Here is a 23,176-nt window from a genome sequence, read left to right as displayed (position 1 = left end):
TTTACACAAATGCATATATAAGAAAAGATCCGAACAAAATCGCGAGCCCGCCCCCGATACGAGCAAATGGTTTCATCAAGGAGAATGCCCATGATACTAAGTTTATAAAATTATTGCGTCCTATCATCATAAAAACTATTGCGGCGACAATTGCTATCCAGCCAAAGACTGTCAGTGTTATAGGAAACTTTGAAACACTCGCCTGATAAACAAGTAATACCCCGAGCATTAGTCGCACTAGAACGGCACCGATATGTAACCAAAGCTTATCAGAATTTCTTTTCAGTAGACCAACTATAACCTCAGGATTGGTCATGAGCGACATGCCAGCCAGAAACATTAATAGTCCAAAAATAATTATCAATATACTCATAACCTGAACCCTATTTTTGAAAATAAGACCAGGTTAAGTAGGTGTAATACTCGGGCATGGCCAACTGTGTTTTGTCTTAATTTAACCGTTTGTAAGCTATCAACTTTCTAGTTTACTTATCATCTGAGCAAAAAAACAAATCAAACAATATGGCTTGGAAATTCAATGGATTATCATTGTTTTCAGCGCGTTGATTTAACTGTTAACTTGAAGCACAACAATTGAATATTAAGGCTGATAAAATAACAATAATAATGTTTTATTTTCATTCCATGTTCCATTTAAAAAACACGCGGTGTTGAAAGAGTCCTGATAGCTAACGCTTTGTTAATTCCCTTGTTCATGTAACCACACATTGGGAGATTTCTCCGTAATGTCAGCCTCATAGCTTTAATTTAATTCTCATTAATATCACACATTTTCCTGGCCTTATGCAATAAATAAATTTGATTACCTAAGCTATTTGTATATTACTGAAAAGCCTCAGTTAGGATTTTTTTAAGTCGGTATTACCGTTTTAGTCTAGTGACCGTATTACCGGGTATGGTAGCAGGTAAGTCGAACAATCTGCTAACAGGGGAAAATAGAAGTTTTTTTGAAATAGGGGGTGACTAAAGGCGTTGTCATTTTGTTTTATTTAGTCGTGAAGTTTAGTCTTAGGCTTGGTTTGAATTGAAGAGTATTGATAACGACATGATGCGCGCAGTTTGGTGATGTTTTCTAAACCGCGTGTCAGGGACAAATATAACCATCATGCACTAGGATCTAACAACGTAACAAGTACTGTAACGCTAATTCAAAAATCGGCAACAGCAAACCACCGTTTTTTTTAAATGATGAAACAGCAATAGGTTATTTTAATGCGGGTACATCCCCGCGAAACAAAAGTTCATAGCCTGCATTATCTAGCGGTAATCAACTGTCTATAATTATCTATCTCTGTAGTTATCTACCACGGTAATTATCACTTAGCATAATTACTAGGTTCAACAATCAGTACATGTCATCTGGCTATACCACTGACAGAGTGTTATTTTCCGGTTTAGTGTAAGGATTAGTTATAACCTAACACATAGCTACAATTAGATTCTTCCGCTAAATCAAAATAGCGCATTAATGGCGTACCTACCAGTGAGTCTTTACCCTTGGTGGAGTCACTATTATTAGCCATTTTACGGGTAACTTTAACCCCAACGTTACCTTTAGGATTTTTGTTACTGGTCAAATTATTTTGAGTATCATCTGTGTTAGCCATTTCATCACCTTGTTAAAATCGTTGTAATCACCTTGGATTACCATCATGTAATTTTATGTGTGAAAATGATAAGACTTAATTTTGGGCTACCCATAAATAAAGGTTATAGCTTGAACAATGGAAATTTTTGAAGGGGCTGGGTTTTACCTGCCTCAGTTCACCTAAAAACCGACAACAGTCAGTCTTTACTAGCGATAACTTATTTAGCTTAAGTTAAGGGAAATAAATCAAGCTATCTGACCTGAAAAAATATTTTGAAAAGGTAGCAAAGTAAATTTACTTTCAATAATTACTCTTTGCCATCACTTACATAAAGAGAAAATTTACCGCTGTTGTTGTCAACGTGGTGAAAAATCACAGTATTATTGAGGGTTTATTAAAGATAATTAAATTAAATCATTGAGTCATTAAGTGTAGTTAGCTAATTTTCAAGCCATACCCGCAGGTTATGTATCATCTATAGAAAAGCATGCATATTTTACTTATCGACCGGCTTTGATTGTTTATACTCGTTAATACTTGAGAGAAACTTGCTTAATTGCCCCTCTTTTAGCAAAAAACATGGAATAACTATGCGACAGTTTATAACAATAATAATTATCTTAGCTGCTTTGGGTTTTCAGTCTACGGTCACTGCAAAACAAACGGTTAATATTACCGGCCGATTGCTAGATGAATCACATAACCCGCTAAGTAATGTAAACATTACCTTAAACAATAAAACAGTGACTAGTGATGATTTGGGGCGCTTTGAAGTGCCGATAGAGCGTTCAATGACAAAACAAGCTATTTACCAACTTAGCTTTGTAAAAAAAGATTACTTTCAAATTATCCAAACGTTCAGTCATTATGAACTTTTTTCTTTGCAAACTAAAAAACGTCACGGCGTTATTGCTGATATCACCCTAGTCGCTAAAAAAGCTAAACGCGTGATGTTAGCTTTTGGTGGTGATGTGATGATGGACCGCCGTTATTATAAGCCCTATTTTGGTGATGCTATTTTGATTCACCCTGAAACTCGGCTTAAAGATAGCAAAAAAATTGTCGAAAATATTAAACCTTATATGAGTATTGCTGATTACGCCGCGGTTAACTTAGAAACGCAAATAGCCGATAAGAAGCCAGGAGAGCGCGCGCCTAAGTCAGTTACCTTTTATTCTCGCCCTGAAATTCTTGAGGCTTTATCGTGGGCAGGCGTTGATTACGTCAGTTTGGGGAATAACCACACCTATGATTATTTAGAGCCGGGCATGGAGTCAACTTTAGCATTTCTACAGCAAAGCCAACTGGGCTTTTCTGGTGCCGGTATGAATGAAAAGCAAGCATTAAAGGCGCATCGCGATACCATCAAAAATACCGAGTTTTCTATGTTAGGTTATGTCGGCTGGGAAGGCCGCTCTGAGCCAACGCAAACTGCTAATCATCAACATGGCGGTGCTGCTTATGGTTCAATGACTAATATTATTAGCTCTGTGCAACAAGAAGTTGCAAAAAATAGAGTCACCATAGTGCAATATCATGGCAGTCAAGAATATGCCAATAGTCCAACTGGCGTTACCGAGCAAAGATTAAAATCAGCATTAGATAATGGCGCAGCGTTGGCCATTGCTCATCATCCGCATGTTACTCAAGGTTTAGAGTTATATAACAATAAGTTAATTGCTTACTCAATGGGGAATTTCATCTTTGATCAAAATTTTAGTGCCACCCAACACAGTTTTATCTTGTATGTTTGGTTAGATGAAGGCAAATTCCATCGTGCGGAAATAGTGCCTTTATATGTTAAAGGTTATAAACCAACCCCAGCAACGGGCATCAATCGTTATACCGTGATGAAACGTTTAACAGTGCTTTCTAAGGTACGAAATACCCATATTAGCCAATCAGGTGGTCACGGTGTTATCACGCCAATAACAGCGTCAGTAACCGTTAAGTCAGTTAACATTAACGTAGTTGCACAGACACTAGATAAAAAGACCGCAATGCAACATAAGCTGACTTTTGCTCCGGGAAGTAAAATAGCAAGCTTATATCACTTGCCATGGCATCAACAATTAAACGAAATTTTACTCGACAACGAACAGGTAAACTACCGTTTAGGGAAAAACTTAGTCAATGGCAGTGACTTTGAAGGCTTTTCAACTTTTGATAGCCCAGAACGTGGTTTGTTTTTTGATCGAAGTATCATGAGTTTAAATAATTATGGTGCTAGCGGTAATACCAGTATGTCTTTAGCCCTGAACAAGCAACAACCAACGACCTTTGGTGTGAAGAGTTTTTGGCGGGTTTATTCAGCCAGTAGACCTATGACCATTAAAGCGAACTATCTGAGCAAAAATGCGGTTAAATTGCATTATTACTGGCAGGGTAGAAAAAGCAGACAAAAATTATTTGATGCTTTTAAAAATAGTCCGAAAAACCTAATAAAAACCCTAGTTCTAGCAGGGAGCGATAAGTGGCAAAGTGTGGAAATCGATTTTAATTCGCCTAGAATTGGCTATAAAAGTTACCGCATTATGGTTGAAGCTGAGCTCATTGATGGTAGCACAGCAGAATTAGCAATAGATGATTTTGCCGTTATTGAATGGCACACTGCTTTTACTAATAAAGCAGCACCGCAGTTCTTTTCCCTTGATAGTCGTCAACCGGCTTATTTGGGTCTATCTCATATCAGTAAAATGATTAAAGCCAACGCCCAAGGAGTTGTTGTTACCACAGAGTAAGTTCGCAAGTTCAATAGCCCGGCACATCGTCGGGCTTTTTAATGAATGTATTAAATTAAAGGTGTAGAGTACTCAATAATCCACTCAGCAAACCAATGGCAGTAACATTTTTTGTACTTGCATCAAGAAATAATTGTCAATATCACAACTTTCCACTAAAGGCGTTGATTCAAGTTACATTTTAGTACGTTAAATGTTGATCTATATCAAAAAAAAGTGCCTAATGCGGTCTCTCCAACTATTTTAATTTGATTATCTTAAAGTGACTGACTAATGTCATGCTAGCTTTCAAATTACGTTACCGACTCACCTTTTTGGATATATTTTAATGCATAATACTTCAGCCAATGAAATAACCTTTTCTGATGCCGAACAACTTGTTTCAATTACCGACCTCCAAGGCCGGATTACCTACGCCAATGATGAATTTTGTCGTGTCTCAGGTTACTCCCTGACTGAGTTAGTTGGCCAACATCATAATATTGTTCGCCATGCCAACATGCCTAAGGAGGCATTTGCCGATTTATGGCAAAAGCTAAAACGAGGTGACTCATGGCGTGGCATGGTTAAAAATCGCTGCAAAACCGGTGGTTATTATTGGGTTGACGCTTATGTAACGCCGCTATATGAAAACAATAGCGTTGTTGGTTACCAGTCAGTAAGAACTAAGCCAACCGATAGTCAAAAGCAAAAAGCTCAACACTTGTATGACGAGTTAAATAATGGCAAGTCAGCCCGAGACTTTAATGCCAACACGGCGCTAAAACGTATCCTTGTTGCAACTGTCATCCTGCTTGCTTGTCTAGCCAATTGGCTGTATTCAGCACCGTTAATGTCTACGGCTATTTTATTGACCACGATAGGGCTCATTTTTATCATTTTTACTGAGGAGTTGTTTGTTTTTCCCAAGTTAGCGGCACAGACCAAAACAGCGCTTGATAGCCCATCACGCCTAATATTTTCAGGTAAAGGGCTAACAAGCATAATGAATTACCCTGCGGAGTTATACAAAGCAAGAATAAACACTATCTTAGGGCGCAGTAAAGATTCAGGCCGAAGCCTAGTCAAGGTAGCAGCTGACCTTGAACAAGCGGCCAACAATATGATTGAAGGTATACATGAAGAAAACGCTCACCTTGCACAGTTTGCTACGGCAATCACTGAAATGAGCGCGACTATAGATGAGGTGAGTACCAATACTACAAACACTCATGACAAAATGGTTCATATTCAAGATGAATGTCAGAAAAATATTGAAATCACTAAAGTAACCCAGACTAAAATTGTTACCTTAGCAGACGAAGTCGGAGTAGCGGCAGAAAGTGCGCTTGATTTAGTAAAAGATGTCGATAAAATTTCCACCATCATGGCTGAAATACAAGGCATTGCCGATCAAACTAATCTATTGGCTTTAAATGCGGCTATTGAGGCGGCAAGGGCAGGTGAACAAGGCCGTGGTTTTGCCGTGGTAGCCGATGAAGTAAGAACCTTAGCAAGTAGAACCCAAGGTGCTACTGTGCAAATTGAAACGTCGGTACAAGCGTTACAAAAAACGTTAAAGCAATGGAGTAAGATAATGCTGGCAAGTAAAGCTAATGCCGAAGAATGCTCACAAGATACCATGAACATAACGGCAGCAATGGAAAACGTTATTACTAATGTAAATATGGTAAGTGATATGACTGCGCAAATAGCAACAGCAACCGAAGAACAAAGTGTGGTGGCAAATCAAATCAATCAGAGCATTGTAACCATAGACGGTATCTCGAAAAATAATGCAGATTTAGCTGAACAGGTCAATAACTGTGGTATTGAAGTCAATAAAAGTGCTGAGTTAATAGAGGGTTTAAGTACTACATTTAAATAAAAAATTGACTCGATAGATAATTCTGATTTTGAGATATATACCCGTTACCACTCAAGATGCATGTTTCAGAGTACTTGAGCAATTTCAATTCAAGGCGCTGTGATGAAATAATGGTTGTTCAGGAGAATATGCTCCTGGATAATCATTATAAGGTACTTCCTGTACCGTCTGCATTCTCTTATAACACCATCCATATAACGCCATTATGAGTTACAGCAACGATGAAGTGATGTTGTTCAAACGCTTCTTCGATGGGTTTAAAATGATTTTATACCGCGTTAAATAATTAAACCATAGAGTGACTATGCTTAAATTATGTCTCTTGCTAAAGCCCTTTTTAATTCCCACTGAAATCCAGCACTTTGAATGGTAACGGGTATACCAACCCAAACCAGTACTTTATCTTAACCCTTGTTAATTTATAATTCTTGGTAAATTAACAAGGTTACGTTCAACTAGTGGCACTTGCACTCATTTTTAAAAACTATCATCTCTTGAAATTTCACCCACTCATACCAAGGTATTAAGTAAGCTCACCCTATAAGGATGTTTATGTTACCTATTTTGTTACCTTTGTTTATTGCTGTCGCCATCATTGGTTCTTTAATGGCAAAACCTTATTTACGTGAATTTAAACGCGATAAAGTGAGACGTTTGCCTTTTAAGAAAGAGTGGCGAAAAATAATTCAGCGAAGGATGCCTTACTTTAGACAGATGCCTACAGATTTACAGTTGCAGTTAAAACAGCATATCCAAGTTTTTATAGCAGAAAAAAACTTCATCGGTTGTAATGGCGTTAAAATTACCGATGAAATAAAAGTTACTATTGCAGCGCAAGCTTGTTTATTGCTGCTTAATAGGAAAACAGATTATTACCCAAAATTAAAAACAATCTTAGTGTACCCAAGCGCGTTTATTAAAGAGCAGAGCCAGTTGAACCCTGATGGCACTCAATATACCAAAAGAATAGCCTTATCAGGTGAGTCTTGGGATTTTGGTAAAATCGTCTTATCTTGGCAAGACAGTGTCCATGGCGCTGAATTACCAAACGATGGCCATAATGTTGTCATCCATGAGTTTGCTCATCAACTTGATCAAGAAAATGGTAAAGCAAACGGCTCGCCTATTCTGGGTAAAGGACAAAGTTACCAATGCTGGTCACAGGTGTTTTCTCAGCAGTTTGAATTATTAAGACAACAGGCAACGGCGGGGTTGCCCTCTATATTTGATTATTATGGCGCCACTGAGCCAGCAGAATTTTTTGCCGTGGTCAGTGAAGTGTTTTTTGAAAAAGCTCAACAGTTTTCCCAAGAGCACCCAGCACTGTATAACCAAATGACAAATTACTACAAAGTGGATCCTATTCATTGGTAGTGTTAAGGATAAATTTTATACTATTATTTAAGTTAACACTTGTGGGTGTTAACTTAAAAATATAAAATATATCCAATAGTACTATACAAATAGATTACTGAAATACTTAGCTATAGCTAAACGTTGGCTTGTTGGAGGCTAGCAAGTCACATCATCAGGGATAGAGTTCAATTTTATATGGAAATACATCAAATATCATTTGCACAGATTCGTGTTCTACGCCGTGATCTCGCCGAAATAACGGTAGACAGTGGGGTGGATATTGACCTCAACATGGTTGACGAAATCCACCGCTATTTATTGTCGCTTTTCAATCAGTCATTTTCATTGCTGATTAACAAAACTAATTCCTACTCAACACAACTCGATGCGCTTATTCAATTTGGTAACTTAGCCACCCTAGATAGAATAGCGGTATTTGCCCCAAATAAGTTGGCAAAAATGAGTGCTGATTTTTCCGCGACCATTCCAAGCTCAGCCGCTTTAACTATTGATGTTTTTACCGATAGAGAAGAAGCACTCGCCTGGCTAAATTAACAAGAGTTAGTCTATTCTATCTACTAACGCTGACTTGAAATATCTATGCTTGTCACGAATGATTTTTTTGAGCTAATGCTTTTGAGAATAACGCCAACAAGGCTATACGCTAGTATTGTCCTGTTATGCTTTAGCGCGAGAGTAGTAATCACCAAGCCACAAACAATAAGTTTCGATATAAATATAATAAGAACTTGATGTTTATGAACATTAGGGTAGATTATTTAGTATTTAATACCAAGTCCATTAAGTTTAATAAGCAAAACGTCTACAAAATAACGACTTTATTTTTAAGGATGATGATGAACAACTCAGAAATTACTCGTTCAGCAGATATACTCCTGCAAGTAACCAAAATTGTTGAAACTGAATGTGCACAAGATGCCAGTAAATTGTTAGTTGATGGCTTTGTCCTACTTGGGGTAGGCAATAGTGTTTTTGAAGATAGCGAATATCGCTTTGTGTATACGTTAGGTTTCCCTAAACCCATTGAAGAGTTAAGTAAGTGGGCTAGCGCTAACTTTTAGTACTAACCTTAGGTGCTGCTAGCTAAGGGTGATGTTTCAACATCAATCAGCATAGCCCAGCATAATTGAATATAACGTTATTAAGTTAATCAAATGTGTAAATAAAATAAGCAGGAAGCCAAACGTGGAACAAAATTTTAAAGCGATTATTGAACAAGTAGGTGAAGACCCAGAACGTGAAGGTTTATTAGATACGCCCAAACGGGCCGCAAAAGCGTTGCGGTTTCTAACCCAAGGTTACCAACAAGATTTAGACTCGGTTATTAACGGCGCCTTATTCAACTCAGATTGTGATTCGATGATCGTGGTTAACAACATTGAAATGTATTCGTTATGTGAACACCACATGCTGCCTTTTACTGGCCTGTGCCATATTGGCTACATTCCTAATGGTAAAGTCATCGGCTTATCTAAATTAGCGCGTATTGTTGATATGTTTGCTCGACGTTTACAAATTCAGGAAAACCTAACCCAAGAAATAGCCAATGCCATAATGGCCGTTACTGATGCCAAAGGTGTCGGTGTGGTCATGTCCGCATCACATTTATGTATGCGTATGCGTGGTGTTGAAAAACAAAACTCTGAAATGAAAACCTCGTGTATGCTCGGTTCTTTCTTAAAATGTAAAGACACCCGCGCTGAATTCTTAACGTTGATAAGAGATTGATGAGCAATAAAGGCTGGGTATTAGTCACTGGTGGGGCCAAGCGCATCGGCGCGTTTCTCAATCAAGAATTTGCTAAAAGTGGTAAGAATATTGTTCTGCATTACCATCAATCTGAGGTCGAAGCATTCGCTTTGAAAACGCAGTTAGAAGCACACAATAGTAAGGTGGTCTTGTGGCAAGCAAACTTAGCCGATCCTGGCAGTATTGAACAGCGCTTTGCTGAACTGCAGCAGCAAGTTCCTCATATTGAATTGTTGATAAATAATGCTTCTGTTTTTGAAGAGGGGGCATTATTAGAATCGTCATTAGAACAAATTCAACGTAACATCAATATTCATCTTACTAGCCCGTGGTTATTAATTCAGGCTTTAGCAAAACAGAATATAAAACAAAATAAACCGTGCCAAATCATCAATATTTCAGACGCTAACCTATCGCACCTATACACCAGTAAATCTGCCTATTTCATTTCAAAAAAAGCCCAAGAAAGCTTAACTGAATTGGCGGCAATAGAATGTGCGCCCAGTGTACGGGTGAATGCCATAGCACCGGGTTTTGTCTTAGAGGCAACTGTTGGGGCGAGTGCTGAGCCGGGTAATCAATTAGCTAAATCTGATGCAGAGATCAAGAATACAGACATTAATATTTTGCAACGCCAGGTCCCGTTAGCTGATTTATTTTCAGCCATTGAATTTTTATCAAATAATCATTCTATTACGGGACAAACATTACAAATAGACGGAGGGAGTCACTTACAATGTCCACCATATATGTTGAAAAACTAGAAATTTATACCATTCTCGGTATTACCGAAGAAGAGCGTGAAAACAAACAAAAACTCATCATTGATTACTGGATTGATGCGGATATATCTAAAGCGATGATGTCGGATGATATAGCCGACTGCGTTAATTATCGTACCGTCAATAAAGAAATTTTAGCGATAGTACAAAGTTCTAGTTATAACACCATAGAGCGTCTGTTGGGCATACTATTAGAGTTGATTCTCTCGTTCGATGGCGTGTTGCATGCCAAATTAAAAGTTGCCAAGCCAGGGGCGTTACGTTACGCGAAAAGTGTCTCGGTCACGGCAGAACGTTCAGCTTAATGGCGTTTTATATCATTGCGGTTGGCTCGAACATTGAAGCAGAAAAACATATTCAGCAGGCGTTTGAGCAACTGCAGCAAGTTGATCCCCAGACCAATATAGCAACATTACTCTGCACTAAACCGGTGGGCTTCACTGAACAGGCCGACTTCATCAATACCGCATTTTCATTTAACTGCAACCTTAATGCGGCTGATTTGAAAACTTATTTGAAAAATATAGAAACAAAGTTGGGGCGAGTTAGAACCGATAATAAAAATGGTCCGCGCACCATCGATTTAGACATAGTCAAAATAAACCAAAACATTGTTGATGACGATTATTACCGTTATGATTTTGTTAAGAATTCAGTTGATGAACTGGTTGTTATAAACGCCAATAAAAGTAACAGCTAAGTAGAACTAAGTGACTGTTGGCTATCATTGAGGGTTATTACCTAACCCTATTATCAATAGTGATTACCTTGGTAAATTAACCATGGGGATACGCTAATTCGCTCACTTATGCGTTGTAACAGTACGGATTTAACAGACAATTGTAGTTTTTAAGGTGAAGGGATTTTATTAAATACAAAAATATAGTCACTTTTAACCACCAAATAAGGGACTTAACGATATAATTAAAGCAATGAGGGCTAACAAGGCTTAGAAATGCATAATACTTATATCGCTAGGCAAGCCATTTTTAATGCAAAACTTGAGACTATTGGCTATGAGTTGTTTTTTAGGGATAGCATAGAAAACAAATTCCCCGAAGTTGACCAAGATATTGCTAGCTCTAAGCTTATCATTCAAAATCATATTCAAGGTGATATCCATACCTTGTGTATGGGTAAACTGGCCTTCATTAATTTCACTGAAAGTAATCTAAGACATAAATTCCCCTTAATGTTTGATAAAGATTTAATTGTTATAGAGCTACAGGGTCATAATAAACCATCGGAAAACCTCGTTAAAATTGTTCGATATTATCACCAAAATGGCTATAAAATAGCGCTAAAGGACTATGATTTAGCACTACATTGGGAAGTGTTATTTCCCTATATCAATATTGTAAAAGTGAATATTGAAAAAATTAATACCAAACGCTTACATCCCGCCGTTGCCAAAATGAAAACCTTCAATATCCGCATATTGGCGGAACACGTGGAAACTAAAAATCAACAGCAAACACTGGCTGAGGTTGGCTTTAATTATTTTCAGGGCTATTTTTATCACCAACCTGAAATGATTACCGGACAAACTTTAACAACGTTAAAAACGATGATGATAAGGTTACTAAGCGAAACGTCTCATACTAGCCTCAATTTTGAGAAAATATCACAAATCATTAGTCATGACGTTAACTTAACCATAGGGTTATTAAAAATGGTTAACAACGTTTCCACCGGCGTTAGTGTGGAAATAAAGTCATTAAAGCAAGCGGCAACTTATTTGGGCGAAGGAAAATTAAGGCAATTTATCGCTATTTTAGCCTTATCAAACTTAACATCAGACCAAGCGGATGAAGTATGTAAACAGTCTTTGATTACGGGCAGGATGATGCAAACCCTTAGCACTAAAAACAATTTCACTTCAGTACAAGAATTGGCTTTTATTACCGGCTTACTCAGTTCTATCGACGTTATATTATCCATGCCCGTTGCTGAAATTCTTAAAACCATGCCTTTGGCTAAACCCATTGAAAAGGCATTAATAGCCAATGATGGTGTATTGGGCGAATTATTAAATTTAACAACAAGCTTTATTGCCGATAATAATGAAGATATTCAAGCGTTGATTGCGACGCACGGCCTAAGTAATGAGATAATCCAACAAGAATTTCTTAGTGCCTGTAAATGGTGCCAAGCACTTGAGTTAAGCAGTTAAGCAGTTAAGCAGTTAAGCACCATATAGTAACGTCTACCGAGCGACAGGATTTAAGATTAACATGTATAGCAAAAAGAAAAGTACCAAACCCCAAGTCATCTCTTACGACCGGGTAAAATCGTATATGCAGTGGCTGATCCAACGATATGGAGAATACTCAGCTAAAGTATTGCTGCAAAAGGCCAATTTATTATTTAAAGACGACAGACAATATAATGAGCCTGCACTCGATTATTTAATAGAGCGAGGCATTGTCAATGATAGCCGTTATGCGCAGCGCTTAACACAAAGCTTTGCAGAGAAAAACATCGGCCCTAACAAAATAAAAGAGAAGCTTTATGCTAAAGGCTTTTCATCACAAACAATCAATGAGTGCGTTAGTGCCATTGAAACATCCGATGATGATTATTTTGAAAAGGCGCTACTCCTAAAAAGAAGAAAATTTGGTCAAGATCCCATCGAAGATATCAAGTTAAAGCAAAAAGCGATGCGGCATATAATCGCGAAAGGTTTTTCATATGCCATTGCTAATAAAGTAGTCAGTCATGCAAGTGTTGAAGACTATTAGTTTACTTATATAAAAGACCGGTGAATCAATAAAGTAACTTGTATATGCACATGGTTCAATCCCCGTAGTCGGGAATTTATTCGCGCTTGTGCCTTATGCCATGGATGGCACTTATTAGACAATGCAGACGTCACATAGATGTGACTTATTAGATAATGCAGGACGCACATTCTCCTGAATCTAGCAATGTTCGCGGCTAAAGCCAGCTCCTACAGGCAGACACTGTAGGAGGGTGTTTACGCCCGAACGTTTACCCCCGAACGTTTGCTCCCGTCATTCCCGAGTTCACGTGTCGGACGTAGCATGGATGTTACTTAGAAGCATATCAGCGGCTGCGCCCCAACCATCTACGAGTAACATTTTTATCCACAAGTACACCAAACCTATTAACTGTCACTCCCGTAGGCGGGAATTTATTCGCGCTTGTGCCTTATGCCATGAATGGCACTTATTAGCAAATCAGCGGCTGCGCCTCAACCATCTACCAATAACATTTTTATCCGCAAGTACAGCAAACCTTTGTTCGTCATCCCCGTGGTGTATTAGTCGGGGATCCAGTTTCTAAAATACAATGGATCTTCGATCAGAGACTTCGAAGATGACGATTTATATACTTTTGTTCTTTGCTTAAAAATCAACAACTTAATTTTATGTTACTTAGAAGGTCACAGCATTGAACCGCAATATATCCCCACACTGTTCGTTAGAGAGCCTCCTGGGAAATAAATTTTGAGTAGGCTAATAACCCGATGTAGTTAATGATTACCCCAGTACTCACCTATAGTTAATCTAATCGAGAGAGAGAATTATAGTAGGGATAGTTATGAGTAAAGTAGCGATCATTCAACAGGCGCCTTATGTACTTGATAAAGTACGCACCATAAATAAAGCAGCACAACTGATTAACGTAGTCGCCGAGCAAGGCGCTAAACTTATCGTTTTTCCTGAAGCGTTCATTCCAGGATATCCCGCGTGGATATGGCGGCTAAGGCCTGGTGGTGATTGGGGTCCCAGTGAAGAGATCCATGGCAGGTTACTTAAAAATTCGGTTGACCTTTCATCTGATGATCTAAAACCTATGCTGACCGCAGCCAAAAAAAATAATGTTACCGTTGTTTGTGGAATTAACGAACGCGATCATAAGAATAGCCAATCAACAATTTACAACGCGGTAATAACCATTAATAACCAGGGTCGGGTTATTAATAATCATCGTAAACTTATGCCAACAAACCCTGAACGCATGGTCTGGGGTTTCGGAGATGGCCACGGCTTAAATGTTATTGATACCGAGGTTGGAAAAATAGGTAGCCTGATATGTTGGGAAAATTACATGCCTCTGGCAAGGTATTCGCTATATTCTCAAGGCATAGAAATATATATCGCGCCGACTTATGACAGTGGTGAAGCTTGGGTTGGCACTATGCAGCATATTGCTAGGGAAGGTAAGTGTTGGGTTTTATCTTGTGGCGTAGCGTTAGAAAGAAAAGACTTTCCGAAGGATTTTCCAATGCTTGATGAGCTTTATCCCAAAGATGAACAATGGATTAACCCTGGAGGTTCAGTGATTGTATCGCCTAGTGGAGAAATTATCTCGGGGCCATTATCTAAAGAAAAAGGTAATATCATCATAGATATTGATGTTGATCTAGCGGCGAGTTCAAAACGTGCTTTAGATGTTGCTGGTCACTATTCAAGACCCGATGTTTTTAACCTACAAGTAGATAAAACGAGGCAATCAGCAACGCACTTTACAAATAATAGTTAATTAGTCGGTTTTTAATGTGATTAACTGTTGAAATAAGTATGAGTTATCTGTAATTTATTTAGCTGTTAGCAATCAGAAACTAAGGAAATGTATGATCGACTATTATAAAAAGAAGAGTTCGGAATACCATGATAAAGCCCGTGTTGCCCTGGAAAATAACGAAGAATTTGAACATTATAGAAGTGAAGCAGAGACTTACGATAAGCGAATTGAAGAACTAGAGTCATTATAATGGCAAAAAAGAGCGCTTTCTGCGCTCTTTCAATTCACTAAATACTAGCTAACCGGTAAATTCTTTAGCCGGCGCTCAAATCATGAGCCAGTCTCTACTCCTTATGAAAACTCACTGAAAATCTTACCAGCAATAATTTAACTGCTTAGGCATTTAATTTAATTGCCTTTATCACGGTAAACTGGTTTTTTATACAGTCCATCAGGTATAATATAACAATAGCGTTTATCAGCCGATATACTTCCATAAGCAAACCGCTGAACTTCATTTGTTAGTTAAGCAGAGTTAATTTTAATGACACAAACACTTTATCGTAATTTTATTGCCCGATGGTTTGGCAATATTAATCGAATAGTTATATCCGATGTTGGGTTAACGCTAATTGATGTTAACCAAAACGCCAAAGTTATTAACATCGATCAATTTACCGATTTCCCTCAGATTAAAGCCTCGTTATTTAGTAAAAACTTAATCATTAACACCAAAGCCGGCGAGTCTCGAATATGGGGCATTAACGCTCGTTGTGCCAAAAGATATCAGAATGACGTTCAGCTTAACCTTCATAAAAATATTGCTGACAAAATAACGTCTCAGATTGATTATTTTCATCAAGAAGCCATTAGCCAATACCTAAGAGACTCATCGGTTAAAGAGCTCAATAAATCAGTAACCCCGATTATTCAAAACTATCGTGCTGAAACAGAGCGCTGGCAAAAAATTCTGACAAAACAGCAATGTTCAAAAATTGATATTATCTCTAGAATGCCAGACATTAAAGATGCTCAGAGCTTTAGGCAATATTACGAAGGTAAAAGGCTTGCTCAGCAAGCAGAATTTTTTGATGGTATTGAAGCAAACCCGTTAACAACAGAGCAACGATTAGCGGTGATTAGAAATAATGATAAGAACCTGATTTTAGCGGCAGCAGGTACAGGAAAAACCTCGGTGATGGTTGCTAAGGCGCTGAGTTTAATTAGCTTTGATAACGTGCCAGCAGAAAATGTATTGGTGCTAGCTTATAATAATGCGGCCGCCAAAGAGCTTAAAGAAAGATTAGTTGTCAGAAAAAATGCCTATGGCTTAACTTGCCAATTACCCACAATCATGACATTTCATGCCCTGGGTCTATATATTCTCAAAGCCGTCAAAGCAAATACCCGGTTATCTGAATTTACTGAAAACCAAAAAAAACTTGAGACCTGGTTTACTGACTGGCTGATTACGTATATCAGCCAAAGCCCGAAAACATTAAAGCGCTTTATAGACCTTGCTTATCAGCCCCTTGATGCGGTTGATCTTAGCGCTGCAAGTAAAGGTGCCACACGTGTAAGAGATAATGCCGCCAAAACATTACCAGCTGATGTCAAAGCCAGTATAGAACAGCTGCTCACAGAGCTTGTGACAATAGATAATACCGAGTTAATCCGCAAAAGAACTGCAGAGATTGTAGAAATACTGAAATCTTCAGGTTTACTGGCTGAAAATAGCAAACGTTATATTAAGTGTTTACAGGCCATTAGAGTGGCGCAACTCGATAGTAAACAAGTTGAAACAAGGCTAAATAATGCAAAGGTCATTAATGCTAAACAATACGCGCAGCTGCTTGACGATATTAGCCAAGCCTATAGCGCAGAGCTGAAAAATCAAAAAGCTATTGATTTTGATGACATGATTAATAACGCTTTTGTTCAAGTTAGCAGTGGCATTTTCAAGCCAAAATGGACGGATATATTGGTTGATGAATTTCAGGATATATCAGTAGCTCGAATGGATTTATTAAATGCGCTCATCGATAAAGGTCCAAGACCAAAGCTTACCGTGGTTGGTGATGATTGGCAGTCTATCTACCGTTTTTCCGGCGGCACGTTAGCGTTAATCACCCAGTTTGAAAAACACCACGGCAGTCACTCACTGACAACACTGCAAAAAACCTTTCGTTATAACAATAGTATTGCTAAAACAGCAGGACAATTTGTTATGCAAAACCCCGAGCAATATAACAAACAAATTCAAACACACCATCAAGTAGCCGAATCACAGGTTTACCTACTCGACAGTGATAAAAAGGCAATTGATGAGCGTATCGCCCAGGTTGTTAACTCGATTAGATTAAACGATGCTACCGGTAGTATTGCTATTTTAGCCCGTTACCGATATTTACTGGATAACGCCAAAACAAATATAGCGGCTGTTGCTATTACTAAGAAAGAGGCTAAGGATAAGAATATCCACTATTGGACCTTTCATGGCGCTAAAGGCTTAGAAGCAGACTACGGTATTATTGTTGGCTTCTTTCAGGGCAAAACAGGCTTTCCTAATGAAAGTAAAGCAGATGCCCTGGTAGAAGCCTTGCTACCTTTAGATGATGGTTATAAACATTCAGAAGAGCGCCGCTTGCTCTATGTGGCGATCACTAGAGCGAAAAGGAAAGTCTATCTCATCGCGGATGCGAAAGCGCCCTCAAGCTTCATTGAAGAGCTGTTAGCAGCCAGTTATGATTTAAAGGTAATGTCGAAACAATTCAATAAGCGTGATGACGATAAGGTCAAGCAGCAAACCCCAGTAAAAGAATGCCGTAAATGTGGCAGAGCCATGAAACAGAAAAAAGGCCAGTATGGTGATTTTTGGGGCTGTAGTGGTTTTGCAGAACAAAATAATCAATGTAGTCATACCGAGAAGGCTGACATGGCAATTTAGTCAATTAATGCCATTTAAACAATAATGATGTTATTAACAGCCGACAAGTTGGCTAAGTAAGGAATAATAGTTGATTTCAAAAAAAGTAAGAGAGTTATTTGTTTCATTAATGGAAGCCGCTGATGGCGGGCCCGTTTCATATGAGTTTGAAACTGATCAATACACCGGTTATTTCAACAGAGTCGTGGTTGATAAATATATTAACTTAGGCGCGTTAGAACTCGTTGAGGCTGTTGGCGACTTTATAAGCCTGTTACTCAATAATAGAGATGATTTTTTAAGCTCATTCGCTGCCGGTATCAGAGAAGCAAGTCTAGGTAACGATCAGGCATATGCCGATTACAATGCCCACCCCTTTGCCTTTTCAGTGGGTTACGAACACTTCCATCAAATGGCTAAGAAAAAACGTGCAAACCAAGACTATCTTTGTCATGGTTTTGAAAATGCTGAAACAGGCTTAATACACCAACAATAGCTGTGGGATTTTAGTCTATTGGCGATTAAAAGCTTATATATTGGGGGATAGTGCGCGGTAAGCATCAATGATGTGTTGCACATTATTTGCTTTTCCTGGTGAAGAGCCTTGCTGCATACGTTGATAATGATTAAGGGTTTTCTTTAAATAGTTATCAGCTATCCCGGCTTGTTTTTTTGAGGTTTGCTCTGAATTTTTACTGGTCAGCGACTGCCAAATTTGATTACCCACAGGGCTAACTTTCCTATCAGCTTCGCTCGATGTTGACACCAACAATATTTCATAGAAACGTCGATTCTCTTGCACTAACACTTCATTTTTTAAAGAAAAATCTAGCTCAATTAACTTAGTGCGTAAGGGGTATTGGTGATGAACCGGGCACAATAAAAAGTCGACAGCCAAGTTGCTATGATTTTGATAAATGGCTTCAATGAATTTGATCATTAAATCGCCACCGACACCGGCAATGATAACAAGATGTTTTCCCGCGTATTGATCTAGCGGCAATTTGGCAACATCAAGGCAGTGGGTTTGCCAACGTGAAGATGAACTTGTGTTTGAATTCGAACAGAAACGTCGCAGTTTATTTTCTACTTCAGCCATTAGTTCTGGCACAATATCAACAAAATGAATATTCGCGGCAGCTTGGCGTGACAATAAAGCGTAACCAAGCAAGCCATGATCACAGCAACAATCCCAAATATGGTCGTATTGTGATGTCACCATTTTTTCAATTTTCTGTAATCGATTACTTATTTTTAGGCTGTGTTTCAAGAGTAATGCTTTTCGACGGTTAAAAACGTCGTTATTGTATAGCTAACTCCATTAACCAACAAGCATTTCAAGAGAGACTAAAAGTCGTGAGCAGAAGTAGGGCAGAAAACTCTGCTTTGTATTTCGAGGCAGCACTTTCATCTTAAAAAGTCACTCTTTCATCTCAAAAGCATTATTTAAAAACGAATGTTTTGTTATAAATAAAGCATTATCATTAATGCGCTATGAGTTGATGGTTTAACAATAAAAGTAATAAAAGTGAGGAACATAATGTTAAAAGCCTGCAAACAAATCCTAATTCCCCTCAGCCTTATGGCTTTAATGTTTAACAACAGCGTATGGGCAACGAATACAGACTTTGATTTTTCGGTGACCCCCGTTGCCGACAATGTCTATAGCATAATCGCACCAGCCTATGGTTTACCAAGTCCTGAGAACAAGGGCTGGAATTCTAACAGTCACTTTGTTGTTACCGAAGAAGGGGTGCTGGTATTTGATACCGGATCTTCAGAATTAGTTGCTCAAGGCATTAGACGCGCCATTAAATCGGTCACCAACAAACCGGTTCGCTGGGTAGTTAATTCCCATAGTCATGCCGATCACTGGTTTGGTAATGCCGAATTTGCCGATACCGGCGCTGAGATTATTGCCACAGCTGCCGCGTTAACAATAATGAAACAGGATGGCCCAGGAGCGGTAGAGTTTTTTTCGCGCGTAACTGAAGGGGCAACTGGAACTACCCGCCTTATACACCCGACTACGTTATTAACGCAAAGAGAAAAGCGTAATATCGGCGGAGTGGAGGTTGAATTCATTTTTTCTAATGATGGACATTCACCAGGAGATGTTTTGATGTGGTTGCCAAAACAGAAGATCATCTTTGGCGGTGATGTTTTGAATTCTGATTGGATGCCGATGATTATTTATCATGGCAACGTAGATAACTTAATTAACACCATTAATGTGGTAGCTAAATTGAATCCCACTATTGTCTTACCCGGACATGGTAAACCAACCACGGGCAAGTCGGTAATACGAGATGCTGATTTGTTAGCAGCTGTTTGGTCAATGGTCAAAGCGGGTTATAAAGCTGGTAATCCTCAGGACGAAATCCAAAAACAAATTAGCACTAAGCTAGGGCCGATATATAGGCCTTTATATAAAAACTTCGATTCAGCTATCAAACAGCAAGTCGAAGCAATGTATAAAAAACAGCAATAGTGTTTTTAAAATCATGTTATTAGCTAATTGCCAAGCATGGCTAATATAAGATCTGCTCAATATTTAAGAATCTCAGCAGGGCACTTAGAACAAGATTTTAAGTTCCTGTTTTATATTTTGCAACCATAAGTCTTTTTGCACCAATATATATGAAGCAAGCAACCCTTTAAGGTGCTTTATTGCACTAACTAGGTGTTAATCATACTTTAAAGGGGTGTTAGCTCTAGTCATTGATTATTTGTTGGTACCGTGCAATACTCCTTTTAAGGGTTTTACTTGTGTATATGCTACATAAAACATCTTTTAGGGTACATTATGGAACTTAACCAATTAACAGCGCATGCCATTGCGGGTGAGCTGGGCGAACGAATTAAAACCGCTCGACTCAATGCCAACCTCACTCAGAAAGCATTAGCTAAAAAAGCAGGCTTATCTCTCAAAGCCGTGACTAATGGCGAAAAAGGGAAATCAACGCTTGAATCTATGATAGCCATTCTCATCGCGCTTGAAATAACAGAGCAACTCAATTTCTTTATTCCACAACAAGAACTATCTCCTGTTCAACTCATGGAACTACAGGGGAAAGAACGTAAAAGGGCAACTAGTCCTAGCAAAACCAGCAACAATAGTAGCAGCAAGAGTAATAGTAGCAGCCAAAGTAAGGACTCTGCCACATGGTAACTGAGGTAATAAAAGTTAAATACCAAGAGTACGATGTAGGAGCCGTAAGCTACAACACCGAGACCCAAATAGCAGCGTTTGAATATTACCCTAGTTTTATTAAAACCGGCATCGAACTATCGCCTATTAAAATGCCGCTAGCGAAAAAGATTTACTCATTTCCGCAAATAGACCATGCTACTTTTAAAGGGCTACCAGGACTTATCGCTGACTCACTACCCGATGACTTTGGTAATGCTGTAATGAATGCATGGATAGCCAGCCAAGGTAAATCAACAAGTGATATCACGCCTTTACAACGACTACAGTACACTGGCACGCGGGGCATGGGTGCCTTAACTTATTCACCAGCGACCAAAAGAAAAAACCTTAATGCTTCTCAGCCAATACACATTGAATCTCTCGTTGCTATCGCGCAAGAGGTATTAGATAAACGTGAAAAATTTAACCTCAACCTGACCAATAATGGCCAAGAAAATAAAGAAGCAATGATGTCTCTCATGTCAGTCGGCATGAGCGCAGGAGGTGCAAGACCAAAAGCAGTACTTGCCTTCAATAAAGATTTCAGCCAAGTGCGTTCAGGTCAAACGGATGCGCCAAAGGGGTTTAGCCACTACCTGATGAAGTTTGACGGCGTTAGCGAGCACAACAAAAATCAAGAAACCTTTGGCGATCCTATGGGTTATGGCGCGATGGAGTATACCTACCATTTATTAGCTAAAGAATGTGGTATCGATATGATGCCATGTCATTTACTTAACGAAGGTAAACGCAGACATTTTATAACCGCAAGGTTTGATCGCAACGGTAATAACAAAATACACGTACAAACACTGAACGGACTTGAGCATGTAAGTTATAAACAAGTAGGCTCATACTCTTATGCGGAACTATTTAATACAGCAAGAAAATTAAAACTGAGTCCAGACGATGCCATGCAGTTATTTAAACGCATGGTCTTTAACGTAATCGCCCGAAATCACGATGATCACGCAAAGAACTTTGGTTTTATATTAGATAAAGAGCATAAATGGCAATTAGCCCCAGCTTACGATTTAGCCTATAGCTACAAACCTGATAGTCATTGGGTAAGCAAACATTGGATGACACTAAACGGCAAACAAGATAACTTCACTAGAGATGACTTCTACAGTTTTGAAAAGCTGAGCCCCATTTTTAGTAAACGTAAGATAGATGATGTCTTGAACCAGACCATCGAAGCGGTATCACATTGGGATAAATACGCTTTAGAACAAGACGTACCCAAGTCATTGATAAAAGAAGTAAGCCAAAACCTAAGGATTTTTTTGTAGGAATTATTATTGTGTCAGATTTATTTTCGTCTCAAGTGCAGTCAAATGAAACTGTGATACTTCTACATGGCTTAGCAAGAAGTGATCGATCGTTTAGCAAACTTGCCTCTGTTTTAAATAAAGAGGGTTATCACACCATCAATTGTAACTATCCATCGAGAAAGTACAGTGTTGATAAGTTAGCAGAACAGGCAATTAGCACTGCCTTATCCCAATGCCCAGCAGCAAGTAAAGTTCACTTTGTCACTCACTCAATGGGTGGCATTCTAGTTCGCCAATACTTAAGTACAAAAGTAATCAAGAACTTGGGCCGTGTGGTAATGCTTGGGCCGCCCAATAAAGGCAGTCAGGTTGTTGATTCGCTGAAAAATTTACCAGGATTTAAACTGGTCAATGGTCCAGCCGGTGTGCAACTTGGCACTGAAGCGAGCAGCGTACCAAACAAACTAGGCTCAGCGAATTTTGATCTGGGTATTATTGCGGGAACTCGCAGCGTAAATTTGATTCTTTCTACTATGTTGCCAAAACCCGATGACGGCAAGGTATCGGTCGAAAATACCAAGCTTGGCGGCATGAGAGATCATATTTCTTTACCAGTGACACATCCGTTTATGATGAAAAACAATAAGGTTATCAAACAAGTGCTTTATTATCTTAATCATGGTCAATTTAATCGCTAGGATATTTCGTGCCAACGTAATTGATGCAGGAGAGTGCTTACAAAGTTATTATGATGCTGAACGGCTACTCAAAGTGAAAGGTTTATGGGTCAAGCTATCGTCACTCGCCATTACCATTGGAAAATAGAAAAAGCATAAACAACTCAAATACACCTCAAAAAAAGCTTTAGCTAGAAATTAGGCTTTAGATCAAAGTAAAACAATCACATTACCGTATTATTATCTTTAGTTAGTCGCCTGTCAGAATGGCAAAGATACTTTTTACTTGGAGTTCTGTAAATAACTGTAATAACAATCAATCTTGTCATGACAACAAGGTGCGCTAAGCGGAATAAGCCCCGTCAAAATGTTAAACGACAACTTTCTGATCATACAGCGGACATAAATTTAATCATTCCATGGCGTTTTTGGGCACAAAGCTCCCTAGAATATTCACTCTATTTATCTATGGAATAATCGACTTCAGCC

General features: G+C 38.7%; 22 protein-coding genes. 19 read left to right on the top strand and 3 right to left on the bottom strand.

All coding sequences use genetic code 11. The features are described 5' to 3' along the window. Position 1: 1 nt before the first annotated feature. The gene (locus F580_RS0113055) at positions 2-373 is read right to left on the bottom strand and encodes a hypothetical protein (protein ID WP_019028181.1); all 372 of its coding nucleotides are present in this window, start codon (positions 371-373) and stop codon (positions 2-4) included. Between the two features lie 1,054 nt (positions 374-1,427). Then, entirely contained in the window at positions 1,428-1,628 is a 201-nt protein-coding gene (locus F580_RS0113050; RefSeq protein WP_019028180.1) for a hypothetical protein, read from the bottom strand. A 572-nt stretch (positions 1,629-2,200) separates the two neighbouring features. Here F580_RS0113050 and F580_RS0113045 point away from each other — a divergent pair. The 15 genes from F580_RS0113045 (at position 2,201) to F580_RS0112975 (ending at position 18,039) form a co-directional block, all read left to right on the top strand. Next, on the top strand, positions 2,201-4,351 hold the full coding sequence (locus F580_RS0113045; RefSeq protein ID WP_019028179.1) for a CapA family protein: 2,151 nt from the start codon (positions 2,201-2,203) through the stop codon (positions 4,349-4,351). 328 nt (positions 4,352-4,679) lie between these two features. Next, a complete protein-coding gene (locus tag F580_RS0113040; protein ID WP_019028178.1) occupies positions 4,680-6,218 on the top strand; it encodes a methyl-accepting chemotaxis protein in 1,539 nt (512 codons plus the stop codon). A gap of 552 nt (positions 6,219-6,770) precedes the next feature. Beyond that, positions 6,771-7,592, top strand: coding sequence for a M90 family metallopeptidase (locus tag F580_RS0113035; RefSeq protein WP_019028177.1), 822 nt, complete (start codon positions 6,771-6,773; stop codon positions 7,590-7,592). A gap of 177 nt (positions 7,593-7,769) precedes the next feature. Further along, a complete protein-coding gene (locus F580_RS0113030; RefSeq protein WP_019028176.1) occupies positions 7,770-8,129 on the top strand; it encodes a SpoIIAA family protein in 360 nt (119 codons plus the stop codon). Positions 8,130-8,431: 302 nt separating this feature from the next. Further along, positions 8,432-8,656: a hypothetical protein gene (locus tag F580_RS0113025; protein ID WP_026301427.1), complete on the top strand. Its 225-nt coding sequence runs from the start codon at positions 8,432-8,434 to the stop codon at positions 8,654-8,656. Between the two features lie 124 nt (positions 8,657-8,780). Continuing rightward, positions 8,781-9,323: a GTP cyclohydrolase I FolE gene (folE, locus tag F580_RS0113020; RefSeq protein ID WP_019028174.1), complete on the top strand. Its 543-nt coding sequence runs from the start codon at positions 8,781-8,783 to the stop codon at positions 9,321-9,323. Beyond that, positions 9,323-10,108, top strand: a complete 786-nt coding sequence (locus tag F580_RS0113015; RefSeq protein WP_019028173.1) for an SDR family NAD(P)-dependent oxidoreductase — start codon at positions 9,323-9,325, stop codon at positions 10,106-10,108. Before folE ends, F580_RS0113015 begins: the two co-directional genes overlap by 1 nt. Continuing rightward, positions 10,081-10,431 (top strand): dihydroneopterin aldolase, encoded by a 351-nt coding sequence (locus F580_RS0113010; RefSeq protein WP_019028172.1) that lies wholly within the window; start codon positions 10,081-10,083, stop codon positions 10,429-10,431. The genes F580_RS0113015 and F580_RS0113010 overlap by 28 nt, the downstream gene beginning before the upstream one ends. Further along, a complete protein-coding gene (folK, locus tag F580_RS0113005) occupies positions 10,431-10,826 on the top strand; it encodes a 2-amino-4-hydroxy-6-hydroxymethyldihydropteridine diphosphokinase (RefSeq protein ID WP_019028171.1) in 396 nt (131 codons plus the stop codon). Before F580_RS0113010 ends, folK begins: the two co-directional genes overlap by 1 nt. 255 nt (positions 10,827-11,081) lie before the next feature. Then, complete coding sequence (locus F580_RS0113000; RefSeq protein ID WP_019028170.1) at positions 11,082-12,299, top strand: EAL and HDOD domain-containing protein; 1,218 nt, start codon at positions 11,082-11,084, stop codon at positions 12,297-12,299. 61 nt (positions 12,300-12,360) lie between these two features. Further along, positions 12,361-12,867, top strand: coding sequence for a regulatory protein RecX (locus tag F580_RS0112995; RefSeq protein ID WP_019028169.1), 507 nt, complete (start codon positions 12,361-12,363; stop codon positions 12,865-12,867). Between the two features lie 823 nt (positions 12,868-13,690). Then, the gene (locus tag F580_RS0112990; protein ID WP_019028168.1) at positions 13,691-14,635 is read left to right on the top strand and encodes a carbon-nitrogen hydrolase family protein; all 945 of its coding nucleotides are present in this window, start codon (positions 13,691-13,693) and stop codon (positions 14,633-14,635) included. A gap of 91 nt (positions 14,636-14,726) precedes the next feature. After that, positions 14,727-14,867, top strand: a complete 141-nt coding sequence (locus F580_RS26380) for a hypothetical protein (protein ID WP_019028167.1) — start codon at positions 14,727-14,729, stop codon at positions 14,865-14,867. A gap of 294 nt (positions 14,868-15,161) precedes the next feature. After that, positions 15,162-17,564, top strand: coding sequence for a UvrD-helicase domain-containing protein (locus F580_RS0112980; protein ID WP_019028166.1), 2,403 nt, complete (start codon positions 15,162-15,164; stop codon positions 17,562-17,564). Positions 17,565-17,634: 70 nt separating this feature from the next. Next, positions 17,635-18,039 carry a hypothetical protein gene (locus F580_RS0112975; protein WP_019028165.1) on the top strand — a complete coding sequence of 135 codons (405 nt, stop codon included), beginning with the start codon at positions 17,635-17,637 and terminating at the stop codon, positions 18,037-18,039. 33 nt (positions 18,040-18,072) lie between these two features. Here the strand turns inward: F580_RS0112975 and F580_RS0112970 are convergent, their stop codons facing one another. Further along, the gene (locus F580_RS0112970) at positions 18,073-18,813 is read right to left on the bottom strand and encodes a tRNA (adenine(22)-N(1))-methyltransferase (protein WP_019028164.1); all 741 of its coding nucleotides are present in this window, start codon (positions 18,811-18,813) and stop codon (positions 18,073-18,075) included. A 270-nt stretch (positions 18,814-19,083) separates the two neighbouring features. Here F580_RS0112970 and F580_RS0112965 point away from each other — a divergent pair, with 270 nt between their 5' ends. From F580_RS0112965 to F580_RS0112950, 4 genes are all read left to right on the top strand, one after another. Beyond that, positions 19,084-20,034 (top strand): MBL fold metallo-hydrolase, encoded by a 951-nt coding sequence (locus F580_RS0112965; protein WP_019028163.1) that lies wholly within the window; start codon positions 19,084-19,086, stop codon positions 20,032-20,034. Between the two features lie 315 nt (positions 20,035-20,349). Continuing rightward, entirely contained in the window at positions 20,350-20,715 is a 366-nt protein-coding gene (locus F580_RS0112960) for a helix-turn-helix domain-containing protein (RefSeq protein WP_019028162.1), read from the top strand. Beyond that, positions 20,709-22,028, top strand: a complete 1,320-nt coding sequence (locus tag F580_RS0112955) for a type II toxin-antitoxin system HipA family toxin (RefSeq protein ID WP_019028161.1) — start codon at positions 20,709-20,711, stop codon at positions 22,026-22,028. The genes F580_RS0112960 and F580_RS0112955 overlap by 7 nt, the downstream gene beginning before the upstream one ends. Before the next feature lie 11 nt (positions 22,029-22,039). Beyond that, entirely contained in the window at positions 22,040-22,708 is a 669-nt protein-coding gene (locus tag F580_RS0112950) for an esterase/lipase family protein (protein ID WP_019028160.1), read from the top strand. Positions 22,709-23,176: the final 468 nt, after the last annotated feature.

This window comes from Colwellia piezophila ATCC BAA-637, assembly GCF_000378625.1.
Lineage (GTDB): Bacteria > Pseudomonadota > Gammaproteobacteria > Enterobacterales > Alteromonadaceae > Colwellia > Colwellia piezophila.
Note: the sequence above shows the minus strand (reverse complement) of the source record. Positions and strands in the feature narration are given on the sequence as shown.

Bases quoted from the DNA above. Each gene is read 5' to 3' on its own strand.
- F580_RS0113055 (WP_019028181.1), bottom strand. From the start codon at position 373: ATGAGTATATTGATAATTATTTTTGGACTATTAATGTTTCTGGCTGGC.
- F580_RS0113050 (WP_019028180.1), bottom strand. From the start codon at position 1,628: ATGGCTAACACAGATGATACTCAAAATAATTTGACCAGTAACAAAAAT.
- F580_RS0113045 (WP_019028179.1), top strand. From the start codon at position 2,201: ATGCGACAGTTTATAACAATAATAATTATCTTAGCTGCTTTGGGTTTT.
- F580_RS0113040 (WP_019028178.1), top strand. From the start codon at position 4,680: ATGCATAATACTTCAGCCAATGAAATAACCTTTTCTGATGCCGAACAA.
- F580_RS0113035 (WP_019028177.1), top strand. From the start codon at position 6,771: ATGTTACCTATTTTGTTACCTTTGTTTATTGCTGTCGCCATCATTGGT.
- F580_RS0113030 (WP_019028176.1), top strand. From the start codon at position 7,770: ATGGAAATACATCAAATATCATTTGCACAGATTCGTGTTCTACGCCGT.
- F580_RS0113025 (WP_026301427.1), top strand. From the start codon at position 8,432: ATGAACAACTCAGAAATTACTCGTTCAGCAGATATACTCCTGCAAGTA.
- F580_RS0113015 (WP_019028173.1), top strand. From the start codon at position 9,323: ATGAGCAATAAAGGCTGGGTATTAGTCACTGGTGGGGCCAAGCGCATC.
- F580_RS0113010 (WP_019028172.1), top strand. From the start codon at position 10,081: ATGTCCACCATATATGTTGAAAAACTAGAAATTTATACCATTCTCGGT.
- folK (WP_019028171.1), top strand. From the start codon at position 10,431: ATGGCGTTTTATATCATTGCGGTTGGCTCGAACATTGAAGCAGAAAAA.
- F580_RS0113000 (WP_019028170.1), top strand. From the start codon at position 11,082: ATGCATAATACTTATATCGCTAGGCAAGCCATTTTTAATGCAAAACTT.
- F580_RS0112995 (WP_019028169.1), top strand. From the start codon at position 12,361: ATGTATAGCAAAAAGAAAAGTACCAAACCCCAAGTCATCTCTTACGAC.
- F580_RS0112990 (WP_019028168.1), top strand. From the start codon at position 13,691: ATGAGTAAAGTAGCGATCATTCAACAGGCGCCTTATGTACTTGATAAA.
- F580_RS26380 (WP_019028167.1), top strand. From the start codon at position 14,727: ATGATCGACTATTATAAAAAGAAGAGTTCGGAATACCATGATAAAGCC.
- F580_RS0112980 (WP_019028166.1), top strand. From the start codon at position 15,162: ATGACACAAACACTTTATCGTAATTTTATTGCCCGATGGTTTGGCAAT.
- F580_RS0112965 (WP_019028163.1), top strand. From the start codon at position 19,084: ATGTTAAAAGCCTGCAAACAAATCCTAATTCCCCTCAGCCTTATGGCT.
- F580_RS0112960 (WP_019028162.1), top strand. From the start codon at position 20,350: ATGGAACTTAACCAATTAACAGCGCATGCCATTGCGGGTGAGCTGGGC.
- F580_RS0112955 (WP_019028161.1), top strand. From the start codon at position 20,709: ATGGTAACTGAGGTAATAAAAGTTAAATACCAAGAGTACGATGTAGGA.